At 73.2% G+C, this 19,744-nt stretch carries 21 protein-coding genes; 9 read left to right on the forward strand and 12 right to left on the reverse strand.

All coding sequences use genetic code 11. The features are described 5' to 3' along the window. Positions 1-2 precede the first annotated feature (2 nt). The 3 genes from ACF3NH_RS11090 to ACF3NH_RS11100 all read left to right on the forward strand — a co-directional run bounded on the left by ACF3NH_RS11090 (position 3) and on the right by ACF3NH_RS11100 (position 3,144). Complete coding sequence (locus tag ACF3NH_RS11090) at positions 3-497, forward strand: tripartite tricarboxylate transporter TctB family protein (RefSeq protein WP_198366300.1); 495 nt, start codon at positions 3-5, stop codon at positions 495-497. Between the two features lie 3 nt (positions 498-500). Continuing rightward, on the forward strand, positions 501-2,000 hold the full coding sequence (locus ACF3NH_RS11095; protein WP_198366301.1) for a tripartite tricarboxylate transporter permease: 1,500 nt from the start codon (positions 501-503) through the stop codon (positions 1,998-2,000). 106 nt (positions 2,001-2,106) lie between these two features. Next, a complete protein-coding gene (locus tag ACF3NH_RS11100) occupies positions 2,107-3,144 on the forward strand; it encodes a dienelactone hydrolase family protein (RefSeq protein WP_422922846.1) in 1,038 nt (345 codons plus the stop codon). Between the two features lie 143 nt (positions 3,145-3,287). Here the strand turns inward: ACF3NH_RS11100 and ACF3NH_RS11105 are convergent, their stop codons facing one another. Then, positions 3,288-4,460, reverse strand: a complete 1,173-nt coding sequence (locus tag ACF3NH_RS11105) for a M20 aminoacylase family protein (RefSeq protein ID WP_422922847.1) — start codon at positions 4,458-4,460, stop codon at positions 3,288-3,290. Between the two features lie 17 nt (positions 4,461-4,477). Then, entirely contained in the window at positions 4,478-5,134 is a 657-nt protein-coding gene (locus ACF3NH_RS11110; RefSeq protein ID WP_422922848.1) for a DUF1028 domain-containing protein, read from the reverse strand. Between the two features lie 130 nt (positions 5,135-5,264). Between ACF3NH_RS11110 and ACF3NH_RS11115 the strand changes: the two genes are divergently transcribed. From ACF3NH_RS11115 to ACF3NH_RS11130, 4 genes are all read left to right on the forward strand, one after another. Beyond that, complete coding sequence (locus ACF3NH_RS11115) at positions 5,265-7,412, forward strand: YjbH domain-containing protein (protein ID WP_422924777.1); 2,148 nt, start codon at positions 5,265-5,267, stop codon at positions 7,410-7,412. Positions 7,413-7,555: 143 nt separating this feature from the next. Next, a complete protein-coding gene (gene trxA / locus ACF3NH_RS11120; RefSeq protein ID WP_198366305.1) occupies positions 7,556-7,888 on the forward strand; it encodes a thioredoxin TrxA in 333 nt (110 codons plus the stop codon). A 4-nt stretch (positions 7,889-7,892) separates the two neighbouring features. Beyond that, positions 7,893-9,059: a PQQ-dependent sugar dehydrogenase gene (locus tag ACF3NH_RS11125; protein ID WP_232477099.1), complete on the forward strand. Its 1,167-nt coding sequence runs from the start codon at positions 7,893-7,895 to the stop codon at positions 9,057-9,059. Beyond that, the gene (locus ACF3NH_RS11130) at positions 9,056-9,499 is read left to right on the forward strand and encodes a DUF1810 domain-containing protein (RefSeq protein ID WP_198366306.1); all 444 of its coding nucleotides are present in this window, start codon (positions 9,056-9,058) and stop codon (positions 9,497-9,499) included. Before ACF3NH_RS11125 ends, ACF3NH_RS11130 begins: the two co-directional genes overlap by 4 nt. Before the next feature lie 21 nt (positions 9,500-9,520). Here the strand turns inward: ACF3NH_RS11130 and ACF3NH_RS11135 are convergent, their stop codons facing one another. The 4 genes from ACF3NH_RS11135 to ACF3NH_RS11150 all read right to left on the reverse strand — a co-directional run bounded on the left by ACF3NH_RS11135 (position 9,521) and on the right by ACF3NH_RS11150 (position 13,097). Next, a complete protein-coding gene (locus ACF3NH_RS11135) occupies positions 9,521-10,891 on the reverse strand; it encodes a PepSY-associated TM helix domain-containing protein (RefSeq protein ID WP_422922849.1) in 1,371 nt (456 codons plus the stop codon). Between the two features lie 93 nt (positions 10,892-10,984). Further along, complete coding sequence (locus tag ACF3NH_RS11140) at positions 10,985-11,440, reverse strand: hypothetical protein (RefSeq protein WP_198366308.1); 456 nt, start codon at positions 11,438-11,440, stop codon at positions 10,985-10,987. 14 nt (positions 11,441-11,454) lie between these two features. Further along, positions 11,455-12,210, reverse strand: a complete 756-nt coding sequence (locus tag ACF3NH_RS11145) for a 2OG-Fe dioxygenase family protein (RefSeq protein ID WP_232477122.1) — start codon at positions 12,208-12,210, stop codon at positions 11,455-11,457. Positions 12,211-12,314: 104 nt separating this feature from the next. Further along, a complete protein-coding gene (locus ACF3NH_RS11150; RefSeq protein WP_370591984.1) occupies positions 12,315-13,097 on the reverse strand; it encodes an AraC family transcriptional regulator in 783 nt (260 codons plus the stop codon). A gap of 93 nt (positions 13,098-13,190) precedes the next feature. Here ACF3NH_RS11150 and ACF3NH_RS11155 point away from each other — a divergent pair, with 93 nt between their 5' ends. Further along, positions 13,191-14,420, forward strand: a complete 1,230-nt coding sequence (locus tag ACF3NH_RS11155) for an MFS transporter (protein ID WP_198366310.1) — start codon at positions 13,191-13,193, stop codon at positions 14,418-14,420. 10 nt (positions 14,421-14,430) lie between these two features. On the opposite strand, the gene ACF3NH_RS11160 is transcribed toward ACF3NH_RS11155, so the two are convergent. Both ACF3NH_RS11160 and ACF3NH_RS11165 read right to left on the reverse strand, forming a co-directional pair. After that, a complete protein-coding gene (locus ACF3NH_RS11160; protein ID WP_198366311.1) occupies positions 14,431-14,595 on the reverse strand; it encodes a hypothetical protein in 165 nt (54 codons plus the stop codon). Positions 14,596-14,604: 9 nt separating this feature from the next. Beyond that, a complete protein-coding gene (locus ACF3NH_RS11165; RefSeq protein WP_198366312.1) occupies positions 14,605-15,267 on the reverse strand; it encodes a dienelactone hydrolase family protein in 663 nt (220 codons plus the stop codon). Between the two features lie 65 nt (positions 15,268-15,332). Here ACF3NH_RS11165 and ACF3NH_RS11170 point away from each other — a divergent pair, with 65 nt between their 5' ends. Next, positions 15,333-15,569, forward strand: a complete 237-nt coding sequence (locus ACF3NH_RS11170; protein ID WP_422922850.1) for a DUF4169 family protein — start codon at positions 15,333-15,335, stop codon at positions 15,567-15,569. Here ACF3NH_RS11170 and ACF3NH_RS11175 read toward each other — a convergent pair. The 4 genes from ACF3NH_RS11175 to pth form a co-directional block, all read right to left on the reverse strand. Continuing rightward, positions 15,557-17,425: an ATP-binding protein gene (locus tag ACF3NH_RS11175; protein ID WP_422922851.1), complete on the reverse strand. Its 1,869-nt coding sequence runs from the start codon at positions 17,423-17,425 to the stop codon at positions 15,557-15,559. The genes ACF3NH_RS11170 and ACF3NH_RS11175 overlap by 13 nt on opposite strands. 144 nt (positions 17,426-17,569) lie before the next feature. Beyond that, a complete protein-coding gene (ychF, locus tag ACF3NH_RS11180) occupies positions 17,570-18,664 on the reverse strand; it encodes a redox-regulated ATPase YchF (protein ID WP_198366315.1) in 1,095 nt (364 codons plus the stop codon). A gap of 75 nt (positions 18,665-18,739) precedes the next feature. Next, positions 18,740-19,156 (reverse strand): hypothetical protein, encoded by a 417-nt coding sequence (locus ACF3NH_RS11185; protein WP_198366316.1) that lies wholly within the window; start codon positions 19,154-19,156, stop codon positions 18,740-18,742. A gap of 4 nt (positions 19,157-19,160) precedes the next feature. Next, on the reverse strand, positions 19,161-19,733 hold the full coding sequence (gene pth / locus ACF3NH_RS11190) for an aminoacyl-tRNA hydrolase (protein WP_422922852.1): 573 nt from the start codon (positions 19,731-19,733) through the stop codon (positions 19,161-19,163). Positions 19,734-19,744 lie beyond the last annotated feature (11 nt).

Below are 19,744 nucleotides of genomic sequence, written 5' to 3' on the forward strand. Positions count from 1 at the left end.
CCATGGCACCCTCCAGCGGGACAGCGGAGCGCGGCGCTGACCTCGCCGCCAGCCTTTTCGTGACGCTGCTCGGCCTGCTCTGCATCTGGCAGGCCTGGGCCATCCCGGTCACGCCGCTCTACGCCCAGGTCGGGCCGAAGTTCATGCCCTACCTGATCGGCGGGCTGGTCACGCTGGTCGGCCTCGGGCTGGTCGGGACCGCGTTGCGCGGCGGCTGGTCCGCCTCGCTGGAGGAGGTGCGGGAGGCGCCGCCGGTCAACTGGCGCGCCCTCGGGCTGGTCGGCGCCGGGCTGGTGGCCAACCTGGCGCTGATCGACACGCTGGGCTTCGTCTTCGCCGCCACGGCGCAGTTCGTGCTGGTCGCCATGGGCTTCGGCAGCCGCCATCCGCTGCGCGACCTCGCCATCGGCCTCGCCGTGACGCTCGGCGCCTTCCTGGCCTTCGACAAGCTGCTCGGCGTGAACATCGGCGCCGGCATCCTCGACGGGATCCTCTGAGCCATGGACGTCTGGAGCGGACTGGCCTTCGGCTTCGGCAACGCGCTGACGCTGACCAATCTCGGCTGGGCGCTGCTCGGCTGCTTCCTCGGCACCGCGATCGGCGTGCTGCCGGGCATCGGCCCGGCGCTGACCATCGCCCTGCTGCTGCCGATCACCTTCCAGGTCTCGGCCACCGGCGCCTTCATCCTGTTCTGCGGCGTGTTCTACGGCGCCATGTACGGCGGCTCGACCACCTCGATCCTGCTCAACACGCCGGGCGAGAGCGGCTCCATCATCACCGCGCTGGAAGGCGCCAAGATGGCGCGGAACGGCCGTGCCGGGCCGGCGCTGGTCACCGCCGCCATCGGCAGCTTCGTCGCCGGCACCATCGGCACGCTGGGCATCTCCTTCCTCGGCCCGATCGTCGTCGAGCTGGCCCTGCAGCTCGGCCCGGCCGAGTACTTCGCGCTGATGATCCTCTGCTTCGTCACCGTCTCGGCGGTGCTGGGCGGCTCGGCGCTGCGCGGCCTGGCCTCGCTCGGCCTCGGCCTGACCATCGGGCTGATCGGCATCGACCTGCAGACCGGCCAGCCGCGCCTGACCTTCGGCATCCCCGAGCTTCTGGACGGCGTCGATGTCGTGCTGGTCGCGGTCGCGCTCTTCGCGGTGGGCGAGACGCTCTACCTCGCCTGGCGCCATGTCGAGGGCCGGCAGGAGGTGCGCGAGGTCGGGCGGCTGATGATGTCGAAGGAGGACTGGAAGCGCAGCATCGGCCCCTGGCTGCGCGGTGCCGGCCTCGGCTTTCCCTTCGGCGTGATGCCGACCGGCGGCAGCGAGATGCCGACCATGCTGAGCTACTACGCCGAGAGGAAGCTGGTGAAGCCCGAGCACCGGCACGAGTTCGGCACCACGGGCGCCATCGAGGGCGTGGCCGGGCCGGAGGCCGCCAACAACGCCGCCGCCGCCGGCATCCTGGTGCCGATGCTCACCCTCGGCCTGCCGACCTCGGCCACGGCGGCGATCATGCTCTCCGCCTTCCAGTCCTACGGCATCCAGCCGGGGCCCATGCTCTTCACCACGCAGGGCGAGCTGGTCTGGACGCTGATCGCCTCGCTCTACATCGCCAACATCATGCTCGTGGTGCTGAACCTGCCGCTGGTCGGGCTCTGGGCCCGCATCCTGAAGATCCCGACGCCGCAGCTCTACGCCGGCATCCTGGTCTTCGCCACCATCGGCACCTATGGCATCAGCAACAGCGTGGTCGACCTGATGCTGCTCTACGGCATCGGCATCATCGCCATGTTCATGCGGCGCTTCGACTTTCCCACCGCGCCAGTGGTGATCGGCATGATCCTGGGGCCCATGGCCGAGCAGGCGATGCGCCAGGCGCTGACCATCAGCCAGGGCGACTGGACCACCTTCCTGACCCGTCCGGTCTCGCTCTGCATCCTGATCCTGGCGCTGATCGGGCTGGTCGGGCCGAAGCTCTGGGCACTGGCGGCGCGGCGGCGCGCGGCCTGAGGGTCGGGCGCGGCTTGCCAGGCTAGGGCCTGGCCGTTCTCATGGAGCTGGCCGGACATGGCGGCACGGACCGCGCCGGCCCAAAGGACGATCCAGGAGGATGACGATGCCCAGACCCGCCCGCCGCATGGCCCTGGCCCTGCTGCCGCTCGCGACCCTGCTCCTGACGGCCTGTCAGGCGCCCGCTCCCGTGACCGACGCCACCGCGGCGGCGGCGCCCGACGACCGGGCCGCCATCGCCGCCCGTGTCGAACTGCACCCCTACGCCTCCCGCACGATGAGCGACGCCGACTTCCTGCGCGGCGCCGCGCGGGCCGGCACGCCGGTCACGGTGGCGGGCGAGTTCCGCATCGCCCAGGGGGAGAGCCAGGGGGAAGGGCGGCGGCCGGTCGCGGTGCTGATGCATGGCTCGGGCGGCATCGGGCCGAATATCGAGATGTGGTCGCGGCTGCTGAACGCCCAGGGCGTCTCGACCTTCGCGATCGACGGCTTCACCGGGCGCGGCCTGGTCAGCACCAGCGCCGACCAGGCGAGGCTCGGCCGGCTGAACCTGATCCTCGACATCTATGGCGCGCTCGACATCCTGGCCAGACACCCGCGCGTCGATCCCGAGCGCATCATCCTGATCGGCTTCTCGCGCGGCGGGCAGGCCGCCTTCTACGCGGCGATGGAGCGCTTCCACCGCCTGTGGAACCACAGCGGCGCGCAGTTCGCCGCCTACATCCCCTTCTACCCGGATTGCGCCACGCGCTACATCGACGACACGAAGCTGGTGGCGCGGCCGGTGCGGCTGATCCATGGCGAGGCGGACGACTACAACCCGCTCCGCAGCTGCGCCGCCCAGGTGGAGCGGCTGCGCGCGGCTGGCGCGGATGTCACCATCACCAGCTATCCCGGCGCGCATCACGGCTTCGACACGCCGCTCTCCGACACGCACAGCCGCGCCGCGCGGTCGCAGTCGGTGCGGGATTGCAGCATCGAGGAGCGCCGGCCGGGCGTGCTGATCAACACCGCGACCGGGCGGACCTTCGCCTATACCGACGACTGCGTGGCGCTCGGCCCGCATGTCGGCGGTCATCCCGAGGCCCGCGCGGCGGCGCAGCGGGACGTGCCGGCGATCGTCCGGGAGGCCGTCGGGCGATAGAGCAGATCCCGATCCGGTGGCATCACTGGATCGGGTGAAGATGCTCGCAAGAACAAATGGCCGGAGCGTATGCCGTGAGCCCGTGCGAACGGAAGATGCTCCAGGGCGGCGCGGGAGGGGGCCCGCCCCCTCCCGGCGGCGGCTCAGCCCGCCAGTTCCCGCTCCACCAGGCGGGCGAAGTAGCCGGCGCCGATCGGCAGCAGGTTGTCGTTGAAGTCATAGGCCGGGTGGTGCACCGAGGTGGCGCCCTTCGCCCCCTCCGCCTGGCCGACGAAGAGGAAGGCGCCCGGCCGCTTCTCCAGCATGAAGGAGAAGTCCTCGCCGCCCATCACCGGCGGCGCCTCGCGCAGCAGGTTCCGCGCGCCCACCACCTCGGCCGCCGCCGCGGCCGCGCGCTCGGTCTGCTCGGCATGGTTCGCGGTCGGCGGGTAGCGGCGGTTGTAGCGCAGCTCGGCCACGGCGCCGTGCGCCGCGGCGGTGCCGGTGGCGATCTCGCCGATCAGCCGCTCGGCCATGTCGCGCATCTCCGGCGTCAGCGTGCGCACCGTGCCGCGGATCTCGGCCTCGTCGGGGATCACGTTGTCGGCGCTGCCGGCGTGGAACTGCGTGACCGAGACGACGACGCTGGCCAGCGGATCGGCGCGGCGGCTGGCGATGGCCTGCAGCCCGCCGACGATCTGCGCGCCGATCAGCACCGGGTCGATGGCGAGGTGCGGCATGGCGCCATGCCCGCCGCGGCCGCGGACGGTCAGGCCGAAGGAATCCGAGGCCGCCATGACCACGCCGGCGACGGCGCGGACCTGGCCGAGCGGCATGGTCGGGTCGTTGTGGATGCCGTAGACCGCATCGCAGGGGAAGCGGTCGAACAGCCCGTCCTCGATCATGGCGCGGGCGCCGGCCAGCCCCTCCTCGGCGGGCTGGAAGATGAAGTGCACCGTGCCGGCGAAGTTGCGCGTCTCGGCCAGGTACTTGGCGGCGCCGAGCAGCATGGCGGTGTGGCCGTCATGGCCGCAGGCGTGCATGGCGCCGGGGTTGGTGCTGCGGTGGGCGAAGTCGTTGATCTCCGGCATGGGCAGCGCGTCCATGTCGGCGCGCAGACCGATGCTGCCGCCCCCCGCCTGGCGGCCCTTCAGCACGCCGACGAGGCCGGTCCGGCCGAGGCCGCGATGCACCTCGATCCCCCACCCCTCCAGCAGGCGGGCGACGGCCTCGCTGGTGCGCGTCTCCTGGAAGCCGAGTTCGGGATGGGCGTGGAAGTCGTGCCGCCAGGCGGTCATCTCGGGCACGAAGTCGGCGATACGGTTCGGGATCGGCATGGCAGGAGGGTCCCCGGTCAGGTCGGGCTGAAGGTCATGGGATCGACGGCGCGCAGGACATAGTCGTCGGCCTGCGGGGCGTAGTCGTGCCAGAGGCTGGCGAGGGCACCGATCGGATCTGTATCGCGGTCCACGCGCAGGTCGGCATAGGGGAAGCTCTCGCGCCCGACGATCAGCAGCGCGGCGGAGAGCAGCGGGCGGCCCTCGCCACCCGCCGCCTCGCCGGCCCGGAGCGCCGCCACCAGCCGGTCGCCCAGCGGCGATGCGGGCGAGGCCAGGAAGGCCGCGACCATGGCGGCGGGCACCCCCTCATCGGCCAGGATATTGCCGATGGCGACGCAATCCGGGCCATGCGCTGCGCCGCGGGCGGGCTTCACCCAGGCGCCGTCGCGGTGGGCGGTGCGGCCGGCGGCGTCGATCACGGCGATCTGCCGCCAGCCGAAATCCGGCGTGCTGGCCTCCAGCGCGGCGGCCGTCTGCCCGGCATCGCAGCCGCTGCGCAGCAGGTCGAGGCCGCGCGGGCCGAGGCGGGGGTCGGTGCGATGCTGGGTCAGTACGCCGCCGAGCCCCGGCGCCAGGAAAGGCACGCGGGCGCCGATGGCGAGGCCCGAGGTGGTGGCGACAGCGCCGAACTGGCCGCTGCGGGCGCAGCGACCGAGAAGCGAGAAGGTCATGGGCGGCATTCTTGGGGCGGCCCCCCGGCTTGTCCATCCACGCGCAAGCGATGGCGTCCCAGGCGGCGTCCCGATGGGCTTTCCGATGGCGGGACGATGCAACCCAGGCTAGAATCACGCCATTGTGAAGATGACTCATCGCCTGTGCCTGGCGGGGCTCCTGCTGGCCGCCGCCGCTGCCCCGGCCAGGGTCGGGCCAGTCCGGGCCGAGGAGGTGCCGCCCAGCGGCGGCGACTGGGGCGGGGTAGGGCTGATCGAGACCCGCAACGCGCGGATGCGCGACGATGGCACCGTCGAGCTGGGCGGCGCGCTGCGTCACCAGCGCCGCTTCTGGTTCGTCAATTTCCAGGCGCTGCCCTTCCTGGAGACCACCTTCCGGGTCAGCGAGCGGCTGAACGCCACCACCGGCCAGGGCATGACCACCGACCGCTCCTTCGACCTGAAGCTGCGGCTGGTCGAGGAGAGCGAATGGCTGCCGGCCGTCGCGGTCGGCCTGCAGGACTTCATCGGCACCGGCCTCTACGCCGGCGAATACCTCGTCGCCTCGAAGCGGTGGCACGGGCTGGACCTGACCGCCGGGCTGGGTTGGGGGCGGCTCGGCACGGGCGGCGAATGGAACAGTCCGCTGGCCTCGCTGAGCGGCCATTTCCGGGACCGGCCGCGCGATGTCGGGCGCGGCGGCACGGTGCAGCGCAACTGGTTCCGCGGCGAGGAGATGGCGCCCTTCCTCGGCCTCGAATGGTCGGTGCCGCCGTTGCCGACGCCCTGGGGCCCGGTGGCGGGGCTGCGTGCCAAGGCCGAATGGAACGGCGACGCCCTGCGCGACGAGCGCGGCGGCTGGCCGGCGCGGCGGGTGGATTCGCGGGGGGAGGCGGCCTCCCGCGTCAACCTCGGCCTGCAATGGTCGAACGGCTGGATGGATGCCGGGCTGCACTGGGTGCACGGCACGGACCTGCTCTTCCGCCTGTCGCTGCGGATGAACCCGGCCGACCCTCCGCGCCTGCCGCCGCCGCCCATGCCGCCGCTGCCGGCGCGGGGCGCCGCCCTCGGCGCGGCGCCCGCCGGCGAGGCGGAGGTCGCGGCCGCGGTCTTCGCCGGGCTGGATCAGGCCGGGTTCCGCCCGCTCGCCTTCCGCCGGGAGGGGATGCTGGCCGAGATCGCGCTGGAAGGCGGCGATGCCCGCACCCCGGCGCAGATGGCGGCGCTGGCGCTCGGCGCGGTGCAGGCCGCCCTGCCGCCGGAGGTCGCGCTGCTGCGCCTGCGCTGGTGGCAGATGGGCGTCGAGATCGCCGTGCTGGAGGTGCCGCGGGCGGCGCTGGAGGCGGCGCGCGGCCCCGCCGGCAGCCCGGAGGAGGCCTGGCTGGCCAGCCGCCTCCTGCCGCCGGACGCCGCCCTGCCGCCCGGCACCCTGCATCCCGCCGGTCCCTCCCTGGCCAGCCCGGCCCTGGACTGGACCGTCGCGCCGACGCTCGCGCTGCAGCTGGGCGATCCCAGCCGGACGCTGCGCTGGCAGGCCGGCATCGGGGCGGGCGCGCGCCTCTCCCTCGGCGCCGGCTTCGCGCTGGCCGGCGGGGTGCAGCAGGCCCTGCTCGGCAATCTCTCCGGCGGCCTGCCGTCCGACAGCCGCCTGCCGCATGTCCGCAGCGACTACGCGCACTATGCCCGGGAAGGCCAAACAGCGATCACCGCCCTCTATGGCGAGCGGATCTGGAACCTGGCGCCGGATGTCTTCGCCCGCGCCTCGGCGGGCTATCTGGAGCCGATGTTCGGCGGCCTGTCGGGCGAGGTGCTGTGGCGGCCGCAGGAGCGCGGCCTCGCCCTCGGCCTCGACCTGAACTGGGTGGCGCAGCGGGCATATGACCAGAAGCTCGGCTTCCTCGGCTACAGCGTCGCCACCGGCCACGCCTCGCTCTATGCCGACCTTCCCTGGTGGAACCTCTATGGCGTGCTGCGCGCCGGCCGCTACCTGGCCGGCGACTGGGGCGGCACGGTGGAGGTGGGGCGCCGCTTCGACAGCGGCATCGAGATCGGCGGCTTCTTCACCCTGACCAACGTCTCCGCCGCGCGCTTCGGCGAGGGCTCCTTCGACAAGGGCCTCTACATCCGCGTACCGCTGGAGCTTTTCGGCCGCCGCAGCCGGGCCGTGGGCGGGGCCGTGATCCGCCCGGTGCAGCGGGACGGTGGCCAGCGCCTGGCGGTGGACAATCCCCTTTGGGAGGTGACGCGGGCGGGGCGGGCGGATGCGCTGCGCCGCGACATCGGCGGCTTCCGCCCCTGAGCGGCGACCCGCTGAGCGGCGACCTGCTTGGCGGCGACCCGCTTGACCGGATGCCCGGCCGACACGATTTGTAGCGGGACCGCGCCCGCCGCCTGCGGGCGCCCCGGAGGATGCTCCCTCGGGGCTGCGATAGGAATCCATCGATGAGCGAACTCACCAAGGCCGTCAGCGACGAGAGCTTCAAGCAGGACGTCCTGGAGGCCTCCGGCCCCGTTCTGGTTGATTTCTGGGCCGAATGGTGCGGCCCCTGCCGCATGGTGGCGCCGATCCTGGACGAGATCGCCCGGGACTACGAAGGCGAGCTGACCATCGCCAAGGTCAATATCGATGAGAACCCCGGCACCCCGAACGAGTACGCGGTGCGCGGCATTCCCACGATGATCCTGTTCAAGGATGGCAAGCCGGTGGACACCAAGGTCGGCGCCCTGCCCAAGAGCGCGCTGAAGGACTGGCTCGCCGGCGCGCTGGGCAAGTAGTGCCTTGACGGCCGCCCGGGGCCTTCGTCGCCGCGGTGCCTTGGTCCTCGCCGGGGCGCTGGCGGCCCTGCTGGCCACCCCGGCCTGCGCCGAGGGTCTGCGCGGTGGCGGCGAGGTGGTGGAGAGCGAGGCCGCGCGCTTCCGCGTCACCACCTTCGCCGCCGGGCTAGAGCACCCGTGGGGGGCCGCCTTCCTGCCGGATGGCCGGCTCCTGGTCACCGAGCGGCCGGGCCGGCTGCGGCTGATCGGGCGCGACGGCGCCGTCTCTCCACCGCTCTCCGGCCTGCCGGCGGTGGCGGCCGCCGGGCAGGGCGGGCTGCTGGATGTGCAGGTGGCCCCGGATTTCGCCACGACCCGCGAGATCTATCTCTGCCAGGCGGCGCGGATCCAGGGCGGCAACGTCATGCGCCTGACGCGGGCGCGGCTCGCCGCCGACGGCCGGGCGCTGGACACCGTCCAGCCCCTCCTCGACGCCACGCCGGCGCAGTCCGGCAACGGGCATTACGGCTGCCGCATCGCCTTCGCGCCGGATGGCAAGGTGTTCCTGACCAGCGGCGACCGCCAGTCGGAGCCGGAGCGGGCCCAGCGCCTGGACGACCTCGCCGGCAAGCTGCTGCGGCTGGAGCGCGACGGCCGCCCGGCCGCCGGCAATCCCTTCCAGGGCCGCGCGGGCGTGCGGCCCGAGATCTACGCCTATGGCATCCGCAGCCCGCAGGGCCTGGTCTTCAACCCCGCCACCGGCACGCTGTTCGAGATCGAGATGGGGCCGCGTGGCGGCGATGAGGTCAATATCGTCCGCCCCGGCGCCAATTTCGGCTGGCCCGTGGTCGGCCATGGCCGGGCCTATAGCGGCCTGCCGATCCATGAGGGCAGCTCGCGGCCGGACATGCAGGACCCGCTGGTGCACTGGACGCCCTCCATCAGCCCCTCCGGCGCCGCCTTCTACGAGGGCGCGGCCTTCCCTGGCTGGCGCAGCAACCTCTTCCTGGCGACGCTGAGCAGCGCCGGGCTGATGCGGCTGACGCTGGAGGGCGACCGCATCACCGGGCAGGAGCGCCTGCTCTGGGGCCAGACGCGGCTGCGCCATGTGGTGGCCGGCCCGGATGGCCTGCTCTACCTGCTGACCGACGAATCGCGCGGCCGCGTCCTGCGGCTGGAGCCGGCGCCATGACCGGCCCCGCGACCGGGACGGTGGACCCCTTCGGCCTCGCCCGCTTCCTCGAGGCGCAGGCTCCGGTCATGCCCCAGGTGCTGCGCGAACTGTCCGAGGGGCGCAAGCGCACGCACTGGATGTGGTTCGTCTTTCCGCAGCTGGCCGGCCTCGGGCGCAGCGAGATGGCGCAGCACTACGCCATCGCCTCGCTCGACGAGGCGCGGGCCTATCTGGCGCATCCGGTGCTGGGGCCGCGCCTGCAGGACTGCACCGCCCTGGTGAATGTCGAGCGGGCCCGCACGGCGCACGAGATCTTCGGCAGCCCGGACGACCTGAAGTTCCGCTCCTGCATGACGCTGTTCGACGCGGCGCGGCCGGAGGCGGAGTTCCGCGCCGCGCTGGAGCAGTTCTTCGGCGGCCAGGGCTGCCCGGAGACGCTGCGCCGCCTCGCCGGCTGAGGCGCCGCGTCTCCACGGCGTTCAGGCCCGCGCGGCGCGCGGCCGGCGGCGCCGGGTCAGCAGGAGGTCGGCCCCCAGCATCACCAGCAGCGACAGCCCGACCAGGGGGAAGAGCACGCCCCCCAGGGCCAGCAGCGCCACCACGCCCCGCAGCACCCCGGCCTCATGCGGCAGGGGCGGCACGCCGAGGCGCCCGGCCGGACGGCGCTTCCACCACATCACCGCCGCCGCGACGCAGAAGGCCACCGTAACGAGGCAGACGGCGAGCAGCACGAGCTGGTTGGCCAGCCCCCATTGCTGGCCGAGATGGATGTTGATGCCCCATTCCAGCAGCCGCCCGAGCGGCCCGTAGTCGGCGTAGCTCATGTCGAGCAGCGGCTGGCCGGAATACTGGTCGAGGTGGATCACCCTCTGGCGCTCCAGCTCCGCCGGATAGACCGAGCCGGTGAAGACGCCCTGCGGGCCGCCCGGCAGGGCCACCACGTAGCCCGGCGCCAGGCCCAGCGCGTCGAAACGCGCCACGGCGGCGTCCAGGCCGATCGGCTGGCCCTCGCCGGCCGAGAGCGGCAGGCGCGCCTGTTCCAGGCTCCAGCTGGTCGGGCCGGCATGGGCCAGGTGCTCGTCCGACATCGGCAGCGCCACGCGCAGCCCCGCCGGGTAGCCGAAATTGTGTCCGTTGGCCCATTCATTGGCGTAGCGGCCCCAGACCGACGACCAGGGCATGCCGGTGATCGCCAGGAACAGCAGCACGCCGCCGATGGCGGCAGCGGTCACGGCATGCAGGTCGCGCCAGAAGACGCGTTCGCGCGGCCGGCCGCGCAGGGTAACGACGCCGCCGGTTCCGGCGCGCCGCGGCCACCAGAGATAGAAGCCGGTCAGCACCAGCAGGATGGTCCAGCCGGCGGCGACCTCGATCAGCGCATTGGCCAGCGGGCCGGCCACCGCCAGGCTGTGCAGCCGGCGGACGAAGCCCATGGCGGTGCCCTTGTCGGAGAGGCTGCCGAGCACCCGGGCCTCGTGGGGATCGACATAGACGACGGTGCGGGCCCCGTCCGGCGCCTTGATCCCCACCTCGGCGGCGGCATCGGGCGCGGCGGGCGGGATGTAGCGGAAGGCCGTGCCGGGGCTGGCGGCCAGCGCCGCCGCCACCTGCTCGGAGGGCGGGCGGGACGGCGTGGCGCGCGCCTCCACCCGCATGAGATCGGCATGGATCAGCGGGTCGAGCTGGGCGCGGAACAGATAGACCCCGCCCGTCACGGCCAGCAGGATCAGGAAGGGCAGCACCAGCAGGCCGGCATAGAAATGCCAGCGCCAGACGGCGCGGTAGAGGTCGGAGGGCCCGGCGGCGGCGCGCGCGGGCGCGCGGCGCGGGGCGGTGTGCGAAAGGCTCATGGAAGGCCTGGCTCCCAGGGGACGGCGGGGGCGCGCGACAGGCGGCGCCGCCTCGCCGGCCGGATGGCGGAAAGCGGGTTGGGGGCGCGGGGATCAGGCCAGGGCGGGAGGGGCGCGGGCGTATCGCGGCGGCCGCGCGGCAGGCGGAGGCGGGGTGGGGCGGAAGGCGGCCGCGGCCGGCCCGGCGCGCGGCGGCGGCAGGAGATGCGGCGCGCCCGCGGGCAGGGCCGGCAGGGCCAGGCCGGCCTGACAGGCGAGCTGGCAGCAGAGCGCGTGCTGCGGCTCGCCCGCCGGCGCGTCCGGGAGCGGCGCCGTGTCATGCGCCGGGAAAGCGCAGAGCGCGGACATCGGGTCGAAGGCGGCGGGGCCGGCCAGGGTCGCCCTGGCGACGGGCGGGCCCTGCAGCAGGAGCGCAAGCAGCAGCAGGGCGGCGATGAAGTCCCGCCCCGTCTGCCGCCACATCTCCCGCCCGGCCTGTGCCACGCCCACCGTCCTGTCCCGCGTCCCGGAGGCTAGGGCGCGGCGGCGGCGGAAGGCAAGCGGCGCCACCTCCCCGCCGGCTTCTACCCGCCGGCCCGGAAGGTCAGCACCAGCACGTCGCGGTGGCCGGGGCGCGCGGGGTCCAGCGGCACCACCGGCGTCACCCCGTGCCAGACGCGCCGGTCATCGAGCAGCACGCTGTCCATCGGGTCGCGCAGGGCGAAGCTGGCGGCCTCGCCCTCCTGCCCGTCGACGCGGATGCCGGTGACGCCACCCTCGACATTCTCCCGGCCGATCAGCGTCACGAGGACATAGTCGACGCCATCGCGGTGCATGCCCTCGGGGGTGGGCCGGCCGGCCTCCTCGGGGCGGGCCTGGATGCGGAACTGGTGCGCCTCCACCAGCCAGTCGCTGCGCGGGCGCATGACGTCGAAGACGGCGCGGGCGCCGTTCAGCAGGGCGGTCATCGCCGGCCCCTCGCCGACCGCCGCCTCGACCGGCGCGAACCAGCGCTCCCGGCCACCATTCAGCGGATTGAAGTCGAGGCTCTGGAAATGCGGCCGGTGCGGCGCGCGGGTGATGCCGGCATGGCCATGCTCCAGGGTGTAGACCGCATGGCGGCGCAGCCGGTAGCGGCCGCGATCGGCCATGTGCTCGTCCGGCCGGAGATCCTCCCAGGAGGCGGCGAACCGCGCCCAGCCGGGCCCCTGCAGGGCCTCGCCCGAGGCATCGAAGCCGGCCCGGGCCAGGGCCGAGGGCAGCAGGACATAGCCGTCCCGGCGCAGCAGGGGCGCGGGCGTGACCGGCATGGGGGCCCGCGAGGGCGTCTGGGTCTGCATCACGCCGGGAAGCAGACCAGCCCGCCCGGGCGGCGTCCAGACGAGGCCTTGCGCGCCAGATGCGCCGATTCGGCATGGCCCCCCATGGCGCTGTCCGGGGCACGCTATCCGGGCGCCAGGCCCTTGCGCCGCGCCGCGCCCGGGGTGAGGCCGAAGGCGGCGCGATAGGCGGCGCCGAAGGCCGGGGCGCTGGCATAGCCGACCGCCGCCGCCGCCTGTGCCGGCGCCAGGCCGCGGGCCAGCAGGGCGGCCGCCTCGGCCAGCCGCCATTGCTGCCGCCACTGGGCGAAGCTCATGCCGGTCTCGGCGCGGAACAGGCGGGAGAGGGTGCGTGGGCTGGCGCCCACCGCCTCGGCCCAGCCCTCCAGGGAGAGGTCGCGCGCGGGATCGGCCCGCAGCGCCTCGGCCAGACGCAGCAGGCGGGGGTCGCGCGGCTGCGGCACGCCGAGCGGCAGGGTGGGGGCATGGGCGATCTCGTCCAGGATCAGCGCCGCCAGATGGCCGCCCCGCCCGCGCGGGTCCCAGTCCGGCGGCTCGTCGCAGGCGGCCAGGATCAGCTCGCGCAGCAGCGGCGGCACCACCAGCACGGCCACGGCGGGCGGCCCGGCGCGGGCGGCGTCGCCGCGCAGGAACAGCGCCCGCATGGCGACCTCGCCCTGCATCGCCACGCTGTGCGGCGTGCCGCCCGGCACCCAGAGCGCGCGGCCGGGCGGCACCACATAGGCGGTGTTGTCGGTGGCGATGCGCATCACGCCATGGGTCGCGTAGATAAGCTGAGCGCGGCGATGGGCATGGACGATGGTGGTGTCGCCATCCGCGTAGTCGCGGCGGAAGCCGGCCAGGGGCCGGTCCACCTCGTCCTGCGGCAGATCCTGCCGGATGGGCACGACTTGGCGCGATGGCGACATAATCTGGCCGAACGTCGATAAGCGGACAGGCTATCCTCGCCGGCAAGCAACAGCAAGCACCGAGACCCGGCCATGGCCCTGCATCCCGCCACACGGCAGATCGCCTTCATCAACACCGCGCACGGCATCACCCATTTCAGCCTGCTGATCCTGGCCACCGCGGTGCTGAGCATGGTGCGGCAGGAGACCGGCACCTTCGGCGTGGAATACGGGCCGATCCTGGCGCTCGGCACCGCCATGTTCGTCCTCTACGGCGTCGGCTCGCTGCCCATGGGCTGGCTCGCCGCGCGCTTCGGGCGGCGCAACCTGATGCTGGCCTTCTTCCTCGGCACCGGGGGATGCATGGCGCTGGCGGGGCTGATGCAGTCCCCGCTCGGCCTGGCCCTGGCGCTGGCCGGGATGGGCGCCTTCTCCGCCATCTACCATCCCGTCGGCACCGCCATGCTGGTCGAGGCGGCGGGCGACAAGGTGGGACGCGCCGTCGGGCTGAACGGCGTGTTCGGCAATCTCGGCGTGGCCACGGCGCCGGTGCTGACCGCCTTCCTCGCCATCACGCTCGGCTGGCGCTGGGCCTTCCTGGTGCCGGGCGTGCTGACCGTGCTGGCCGGCCTGCTCTACTGGCGCGAGCCGCCGATCGACATGGCCACGGCGCGCGGCGCGGCGCGGTCCTTCCCGGCCATTCCCCGCCCCGTGGTGCGGCGGGCGGTGATCGTGCTGCTCTCCATCGCCGCCGCCTCGGGCTTCGTCTTCAACGCCTTCACCCTGCTGCTGCCGAAGCTGATGCAGGAGCGGCTGGCGGGCAGCCCCGACCTGCTGCCGGTGATCGGCCTGCTGGCCTTCCTGGTGACGCTCTGCGGCGGGCTGACGCAGTTCACCGTGGGGCGGATGATCGACCGCACCACGCTGAGGCGCGTTTTCCTGCCGATGGCGCTGATCCAGTTGCCGGCCATGCTGGCGCTCTCGGTGGTGCAGGGCTGGATGGTGCTGCCGCTGGCGGCGATCCTGGCCGCCTCGATCTTCGGGCAGGTGACGGTGAACGAGACCATGACCGCCCGCTACATCGCGCCGCCGCTGCGGGTGAAGCTCTACTCCATCCGCTTCTTCGTGGGCTTCCTCGGCGCCGCCGCGGCCTCGCCGCTGGTCGGCCTGCTGCACCAGGCGACGGGAAACCTGACCCTGACCATCCTGGTGCTGTCCGGCTTCGGCAGCGTGACCCTGGTCTGCGCCCTGTTCTTCCCCGACCGTCAAGAGGAGCTGCGGCCCGAGCTGTGGCCGGCGGCGGCGCCCGCCCCGGCCGAGTGAGGGCGGCCGCTCAGTCCTCGCCGCGCCGCCGCCCGCGGAAGACCATGACCAGGGCGGCGAGCGCCAGCAGCAGCCAGACCAGGATGGGCGGCGCGCCGAAGCCTTCGGCATAGAGCTGCGGCAGCCAGGCCAGCAGGGCCAGGATGGCGGCGGCGAGGGCGATGTAGGTGAGCATCGGCGCCGCTCAGCCCAGCGCCCGGGCCAGGAAGTCGAGGCTGCGCCGCAGCGCCAGCGCGTCCGCCGCGGCATCATAGGCGGCCCGCTCCTCGCAGGCGAAGCCGTGGCCGGCGCCGGGATAGGTGTGGATCTCCACCTCCGGCCGCGCCGCGCGGATCGCCGCCACGTCGTCCATCGGGATGCCGTGGTCGGTTTCGCCGAAATGCAGCTGCACCGGGCAGTTGGGCACCTCCTCGCGCGCCGCCGCGATGCCGCCGCCATAATAGCCCACCGCCGCGGCGAAGCTCTGGCTGCGCGTCGCGCCATGCCAGGCGACGGTGCCGCCCCAGCAGTAGCCGATGATGCCGCGCCGCGCCGCCATGGGCAGGGCGGCCGCGGCGGCCTCGATGTCGAGCAGCGTATCGGCCGGGTCGATGCGGGCGCGCAGCGCCTGGCCGAGCTTCACCTCATCCGGCGTGTAGCCCAGCTCCACCCCCGGCTCGGCGCGGTCGAACAGGGCGGGGGCGATGACGGCATAGCCGCGCCGCGCGAAGCCCTCGCAGACATGCCGCATATGACGGTTCACGCCGAAGATCTCCTGCACCACGACGAGCGCCCGGCTGGCCTCCTCCGGCCCGTCCCGCCAGGCGGAGAGGCGGTGGCCATCGGCGGCGGCGAGTTCGATCTGCATGGCGGCTTCCCTGGAACAGGGCGGCGGGATTCTCCCCGGGGCCCGTTTCATCCTATCCTCGGCGCATGGCAGAGATCATCAATCTGAACAAGCACCGGAAAGCCGCGGTTCGTGGCGCGGCGGAGCGGCAGGCCGCCGTCAATCGCGCCAGCCACGGGCGCAGCAAGGCGGAGAAGGAGCGCGACAGGGCCGAGGAGGCGCGCCGCCAGGCGCTGCTCGACGGGGCCCGCCGCGCGGAGGACCCGTCCGGCGAGACCGGCGCGGAGCCCGCGCCTCCCGGCCCGCCACCTCAGGCGCGCTGAGGCTCCGGCCGGGCGAGGTCGTGCGGCATCGCCGGCGATCCGGCGGCCGGCCAGCGCTGCACGGCGGCGAGCAGGCTCTGCCGGTCCACCGGCTTGGCGAGATGGCCGTCCATGCCCGCTGCCAGACAGGCATCGACATTCTCCTGCTCCAGTTCGCCGGTCAGGGCCAGGATGCCGATCCGGCGCCGGGACGGGTCCGCCCGTTCCGCCGCGCGGATGTGGCGGGTGGCCTCGAGGCCGCTCATTCCCGGCATCTGCACGTCCATCAACACCAGGTCGACGGGCTCCCGCGCCAGCAGGGCCAGCGCCGCCTCGCCGCTCGCCGCCTGCCACACGACATGTCCCGCGGCCTGCAGCAGCGCCTGGGCGACCATGCGGTTCACCGCCACGTCGTCCACCACGAGCACACTGCACAGGCCGTTCATGACCGACGGCGGCGGCTGGGCGGCGGCGGTGCGGGGCGGCGTGGACGGCTGAAGCGGCAGCTCCACCCAGAAGTGGCTGCCCAGCCCGGCCACGCCGGCGGCGACGCCGATCCGCCCGCCCATCGCCTGGGTCAGGCCGGCGCAGATCGCCAGGCCGAGGCCATGTCCCTCCTGCGAGGCGGTAAGGCTTTCCGCGCTGTCGAGCCGGCTGAACTCGGCGAAGAGCCGGGCCTGCTGGTCGGGCGGGATGCCGGGGCCACTGTCGATGATGCTGATGCGAAGGCCCTGTGGTGCGAGCGGCCTAACCACCAGGCGAACCTGGCCGCGGGGCGGCGTGTACTTCACCGCGTTGCCGAGCAGGTTGAGCAGGATCTGGCGCAGCCGGCGATGATCCGCCCGCACCGAAGGCGCGGCCTCCGCCGCGACCTCGGTCTCGACGGTGAGGGTCTTGCGCTGGATCTCCGGCCGCAGCAGCTCCAGCGCCTCCTCGAGCAGCGGCCGCACCGCGACCGCCTCCTCGCGCAGGGTCAGGCGGCCGGCCTCGACCAGGGCGATGTCCAGCACATCGTTGACCAGGGAGAGCATGTGCTGCCCGGCGCGGCCGATCACCGCCGCCTGCTCGCGGGCGGCGGGCGGCAGCGCGCCGTTCTCGCGCAGCGCCTGCGACAGCCCCAGCACGCCGTTCAGGGGCGTGCGCAGCTCGTGCGACATGCGGGCGAGGAAGCGCGATTTCGCGGCATTGGCCTGCTGCGCGGCGTCGCGGGCCGTGGCCAGGGCGAGGCGGATCTCCTCATCCTGCCGCTCGCGGGTGGCGAGGAGCAGCGCCATGGTGGTGCCGATGCCCTGCAGCGCCGTCAGCAGCATGACCAGCTGCACCGCCATGTCGCTGGGCAGCTGGCTGCCCGCCTGCCATTGCGGGCGGAGGAGGGCGAAGGGCACGCGGCCCAGCACCAGCAGGCCGTGCAAGGTGAAGGAGAGGGAGAGGAACAGGCGCAGGCCCCAGCGGATGCCGGCCGCCCGCCAGAAGGCCAAGCCGGCCGCCAGCAGGAGCGGGCCGCACAGCAGGGAGGCCAGGATCACCCGCGCCTCGACCGTGTCCATCGCCCCGGGGAACTGCCGCAGCGTGAGCCAGAGCAGCGGCGCCGGAAGCACGATCCAGAGCCGCGCCGTGCGGCCGCTGAAGCGGCGGGCGCCGACCCAGCAAAGGCCGCAGCCGCCGAGCACCAGCGCATTGGCCAGCGAGATTGAAAGGGCGTCGCTCAGCAAGCCGCGCAGCCCGGCCAGGGCGCTGCCGAGACCCAGCGCGATCAGCGCCGCGCCCCATTCCCCATAGCCCTCGACGTGGTTGCGCGCGCGCGACAGCAACATGCAGCCGATGCCCAGGGCGAGGCAGATCAGCGTGCTGAGGAGCAGAAGTGTTTTACTGTCCAACGCCACGGATGTGCTGGCCGCCCGGTTTCCCGCTGTGTTCCGGAACCCTTTTCCGAAGCGGCCATTCTACGTGGCGGTGCCGCTCTCAACTAGAGGAAAGAGCGAGAATCGGCACCGTAAATTGCAATGACAGGTTGAATGCAATCAAACGTTGAATCGAAAAAGCATAATATCGCCGTCCTTGACGAGGTACTCCTTCCCCTCGACGCGCATCCGGCCGGCTTCCTTGGCGCCCTGCTCCCCGCCCAGCGCGATATAGTCCTCATAGGCGATGGTCTCGGCGGCTATGAAGCCGCGCTCGAAATCGCCATGGATCACGCCGGCGGCCTGGGGGGCCTTCATGCCTTTGACGATGGTCCAGGCGCGGGCCTCCTTCGGTCCCACGGTGAAATAGGTGATCAGGCCGAGCAGCCCGTAGCCGGCGGCAATGACGCGGTCGAGACCGGAATCGGCCAGGCCCAGCCCTTCCAGGAACTCGCCCCGGTCCGCCTCGTCCATCTGGCTGATCTCGGCCTCGATGGCGGCGGAGACCACCACCGCCTTGGCGCCCTCCAGCGCCGCGCGGGCGAAGACCTTCTCGCTGTGCGCGTTGCCGCTGGCAGCGTTCTCCTCCTCCACGTTGCAGACGTAGAGCACCGGCTTCGAGGTCAGCAGCTGGAGCCGGCGGACCGCCTCCTCCTCGCCCTTCGGGATCGAGGCGCGGGCGGGCCGGCCCTCGCGCAGCCCGGCCAGGATCGGCTCGATCAGCGCCATCTGCGCCGCCGCCTCCTTGTCCCCGCCGCGCGCCCGCTTCTGCAGGCCCGTCTGCCGCTTCTCCAGGCTGTCGAGGTCGGCCAGCATCAGCTCGGTCTCGATCGTCTCGGCATCGCGGATCGGATCGACGCTGCCCTCGACATGGGTGACGTCGCCATCCTCGAAGCAGCGCAGCACATGAACGATGGCGTCGCATTCGCGGATATTGCCCAGGAACTGGTTGCCCAGGCCCTCGCCCCGGCTGGCGCCGCGCACCAGGCCCGCGATGTCGACGAATTCCAGGCTGGTCGGCACGATCTTCTGGCTCTTGCCGATGCGGGCGATCTCGTTGAGGCGAGGGTCCGGCACCGCCACGCGGCCGACATTCGGCTCGATGGTGCAGAAGGGGTAGTTCGCGGCCTGGGCGGCGGCTGTCTGGGTCAGCGCGTTGAACAGGGTGGACTTGCCGACATTCGGCAGCCCGACGATACCGCAGTTGAAACCCATGACAGTCCTCGGAACGGCAGGAGAAGCCGGCCGGGCGCGGCTGTCGCCCGGCCAGTGGTGGAGCTCGGTGGGACGCTAGCCCTCGCCGGCCAGGGCGGCCGCGATGTCCTGGGCGATCTGCGCGGCGGCGATGCGGGCGGCCGCGTCGTCGGTGGGCAGGCTGAGGGCGGCGGCGCGGAGCTGCGTCACGGCGCCGGCCTGCGAGACATCCAGCGTCCCGGCGGCGGCGCGGATCAGCCCGGCCCGGGCCGGGCCCTTGGCCTCCGACACCGCCTGGGCGATGGCCAGCGCCAGCGCGGCGCGGGCGGCGGCGGCCTCGATCGCCCCGCCATGCCCGGTGTCGCTGGCTTCCAGGGCGGCGGCGGTGCTGGCCAGGGTCTGCGCCTGGGCCAGCAGGGCGGCGGCGAGCGCCGCGGCGCCGTTCGCCAGATCCTCGGGGCCGGGGCCGCCGAACTCGGCCGCCAGATCGGCGGCGGCGTCTTCGATCGCCATGGTATCAACTCTCCTGGGTCAGCAAGGCCACGCGGGTCATGAAGGCCTCCCGCTCGCCCTGGACCAGGAGCGGCGCGGCCTCCGCCACCGCATCCAGCATCGGTTCCAGCCAGGTGTCCACCTTGGCGAAGTTGCCAAGGACATGGCCGGTGACCTTCTCCTTCATCCCCGGATGGCCGATGCCGAGGCGGACGCGCCAGTAGTCCGGCGTGCCGAGCCTGCGATCCATGTCGCGCAGGCCGTTATGGCCGGCGGCGCCGCCGCCCTGCTTCACCCGGATGCGGCCGGGGGCGAGGTCGAGCTCGTCATGGAAGGCGGTGATGTCGGAGACGGGGATCTTGTGGAAGGCGGCGGCCGGCTGCACCGCCTCGCCGGAAAGGTTCATGTAGGTCTGCGGCTTCAGCAGCAGCAGTTTCCGCCCGGCGATGACGCCATCCGATACCAGCCCCTTGAAGCGGCTGCGCCATGGCGGGAAGCCATGGCGCCGCGCGATGGCGTCGAGCGCCATGAAGCCGATATTGTGCCGGTGCCGCGCCTGGCCCGGCTCCGGATTGCCGAGGCCGACCCAGAGCAGCACCGTGCGGCCTC

The organism is Pseudoroseomonas sp. WGS1072, assembly GCF_049340465.1.
GTDB lineage: Bacteria > Pseudomonadota > Alphaproteobacteria > Acetobacterales > Acetobacteraceae > Pseudoroseomonas.

What these genes read in the sequence shown, in the direction of transcription:
- ACF3NH_RS11090 (WP_198366300.1), top strand. Translation starts at nt 3, where the DNA reads ATGGCACCCTCCAGCGGGACAGCGGAGCGCGGCGCTGACCTCGCCGCC.
- ACF3NH_RS11095 (WP_198366301.1), top strand. Translation starts at nt 501, where the DNA reads ATGGACGTCTGGAGCGGACTGGCCTTCGGCTTCGGCAACGCGCTGACG.
- ACF3NH_RS11100 (WP_422922846.1), top strand. Translation starts at nt 2,107, where the DNA reads ATGCCCAGACCCGCCCGCCGCATGGCCCTGGCCCTGCTGCCGCTCGCG.
- ACF3NH_RS11105 (WP_422922847.1), bottom strand. Translation starts at nt 4,460, where the DNA reads ATGCCGATCCCGAACCGTATCGCCGACTTCGTGCCCGAGATGACCGCC.
- ACF3NH_RS11110 (WP_422922848.1), bottom strand. Translation starts at nt 5,134, where the DNA reads ATGACCTTCTCGCTTCTCGGTCGCTGCGCCCGCAGCGGCCAGTTCGGC.
- ACF3NH_RS11115 (WP_422924777.1), top strand. Translation starts at nt 5,265, where the DNA reads ATGACTCATCGCCTGTGCCTGGCGGGGCTCCTGCTGGCCGCCGCCGCT.
- trxA (WP_198366305.1), top strand. Translation starts at nt 7,556, where the DNA reads ATGAGCGAACTCACCAAGGCCGTCAGCGACGAGAGCTTCAAGCAGGAC.
- ACF3NH_RS11130 (WP_198366306.1), top strand. Translation starts at nt 9,056, where the DNA reads ATGACCGGCCCCGCGACCGGGACGGTGGACCCCTTCGGCCTCGCCCGC.
- ACF3NH_RS11135 (WP_422922849.1), bottom strand. Translation starts at nt 10,891, where the DNA reads ATGAGCCTTTCGCACACCGCCCCGCGCCGCGCGCCCGCGCGCGCCGCC.
- ACF3NH_RS11145 (WP_232477122.1), bottom strand. Translation starts at nt 12,210, where the DNA reads ATGCAGACCCAGACGCCCTCGCGGGCCCCCATGCCGGTCACGCCCGCG.
- ACF3NH_RS11155 (WP_198366310.1), top strand. Translation starts at nt 13,191, where the DNA reads ATGGCCCTGCATCCCGCCACACGGCAGATCGCCTTCATCAACACCGCG.
- ACF3NH_RS11160 (WP_198366311.1), bottom strand. Translation starts at nt 14,595, where the DNA reads ATGCTCACCTACATCGCCCTCGCCGCCGCCATCCTGGCCCTGCTGGCC.
- ACF3NH_RS11165 (WP_198366312.1), bottom strand. Translation starts at nt 15,267, where the DNA reads ATGCAGATCGAACTCGCCGCCGCCGATGGCCACCGCCTCTCCGCCTGG.
- ACF3NH_RS11170 (WP_422922850.1), top strand. Translation starts at nt 15,333, where the DNA reads ATGGCAGAGATCATCAATCTGAACAAGCACCGGAAAGCCGCGGTTCGT.
- ychF (WP_198366315.1), bottom strand. Translation starts at nt 18,664, where the DNA reads ATGGGTTTCAACTGCGGTATCGTCGGGCTGCCGAATGTCGGCAAGTCC.
- ACF3NH_RS11185 (WP_198366316.1), bottom strand. Translation starts at nt 19,156, where the DNA reads ATGGCGATCGAAGACGCCGCCGCCGATCTGGCGGCCGAGTTCGGCGGC.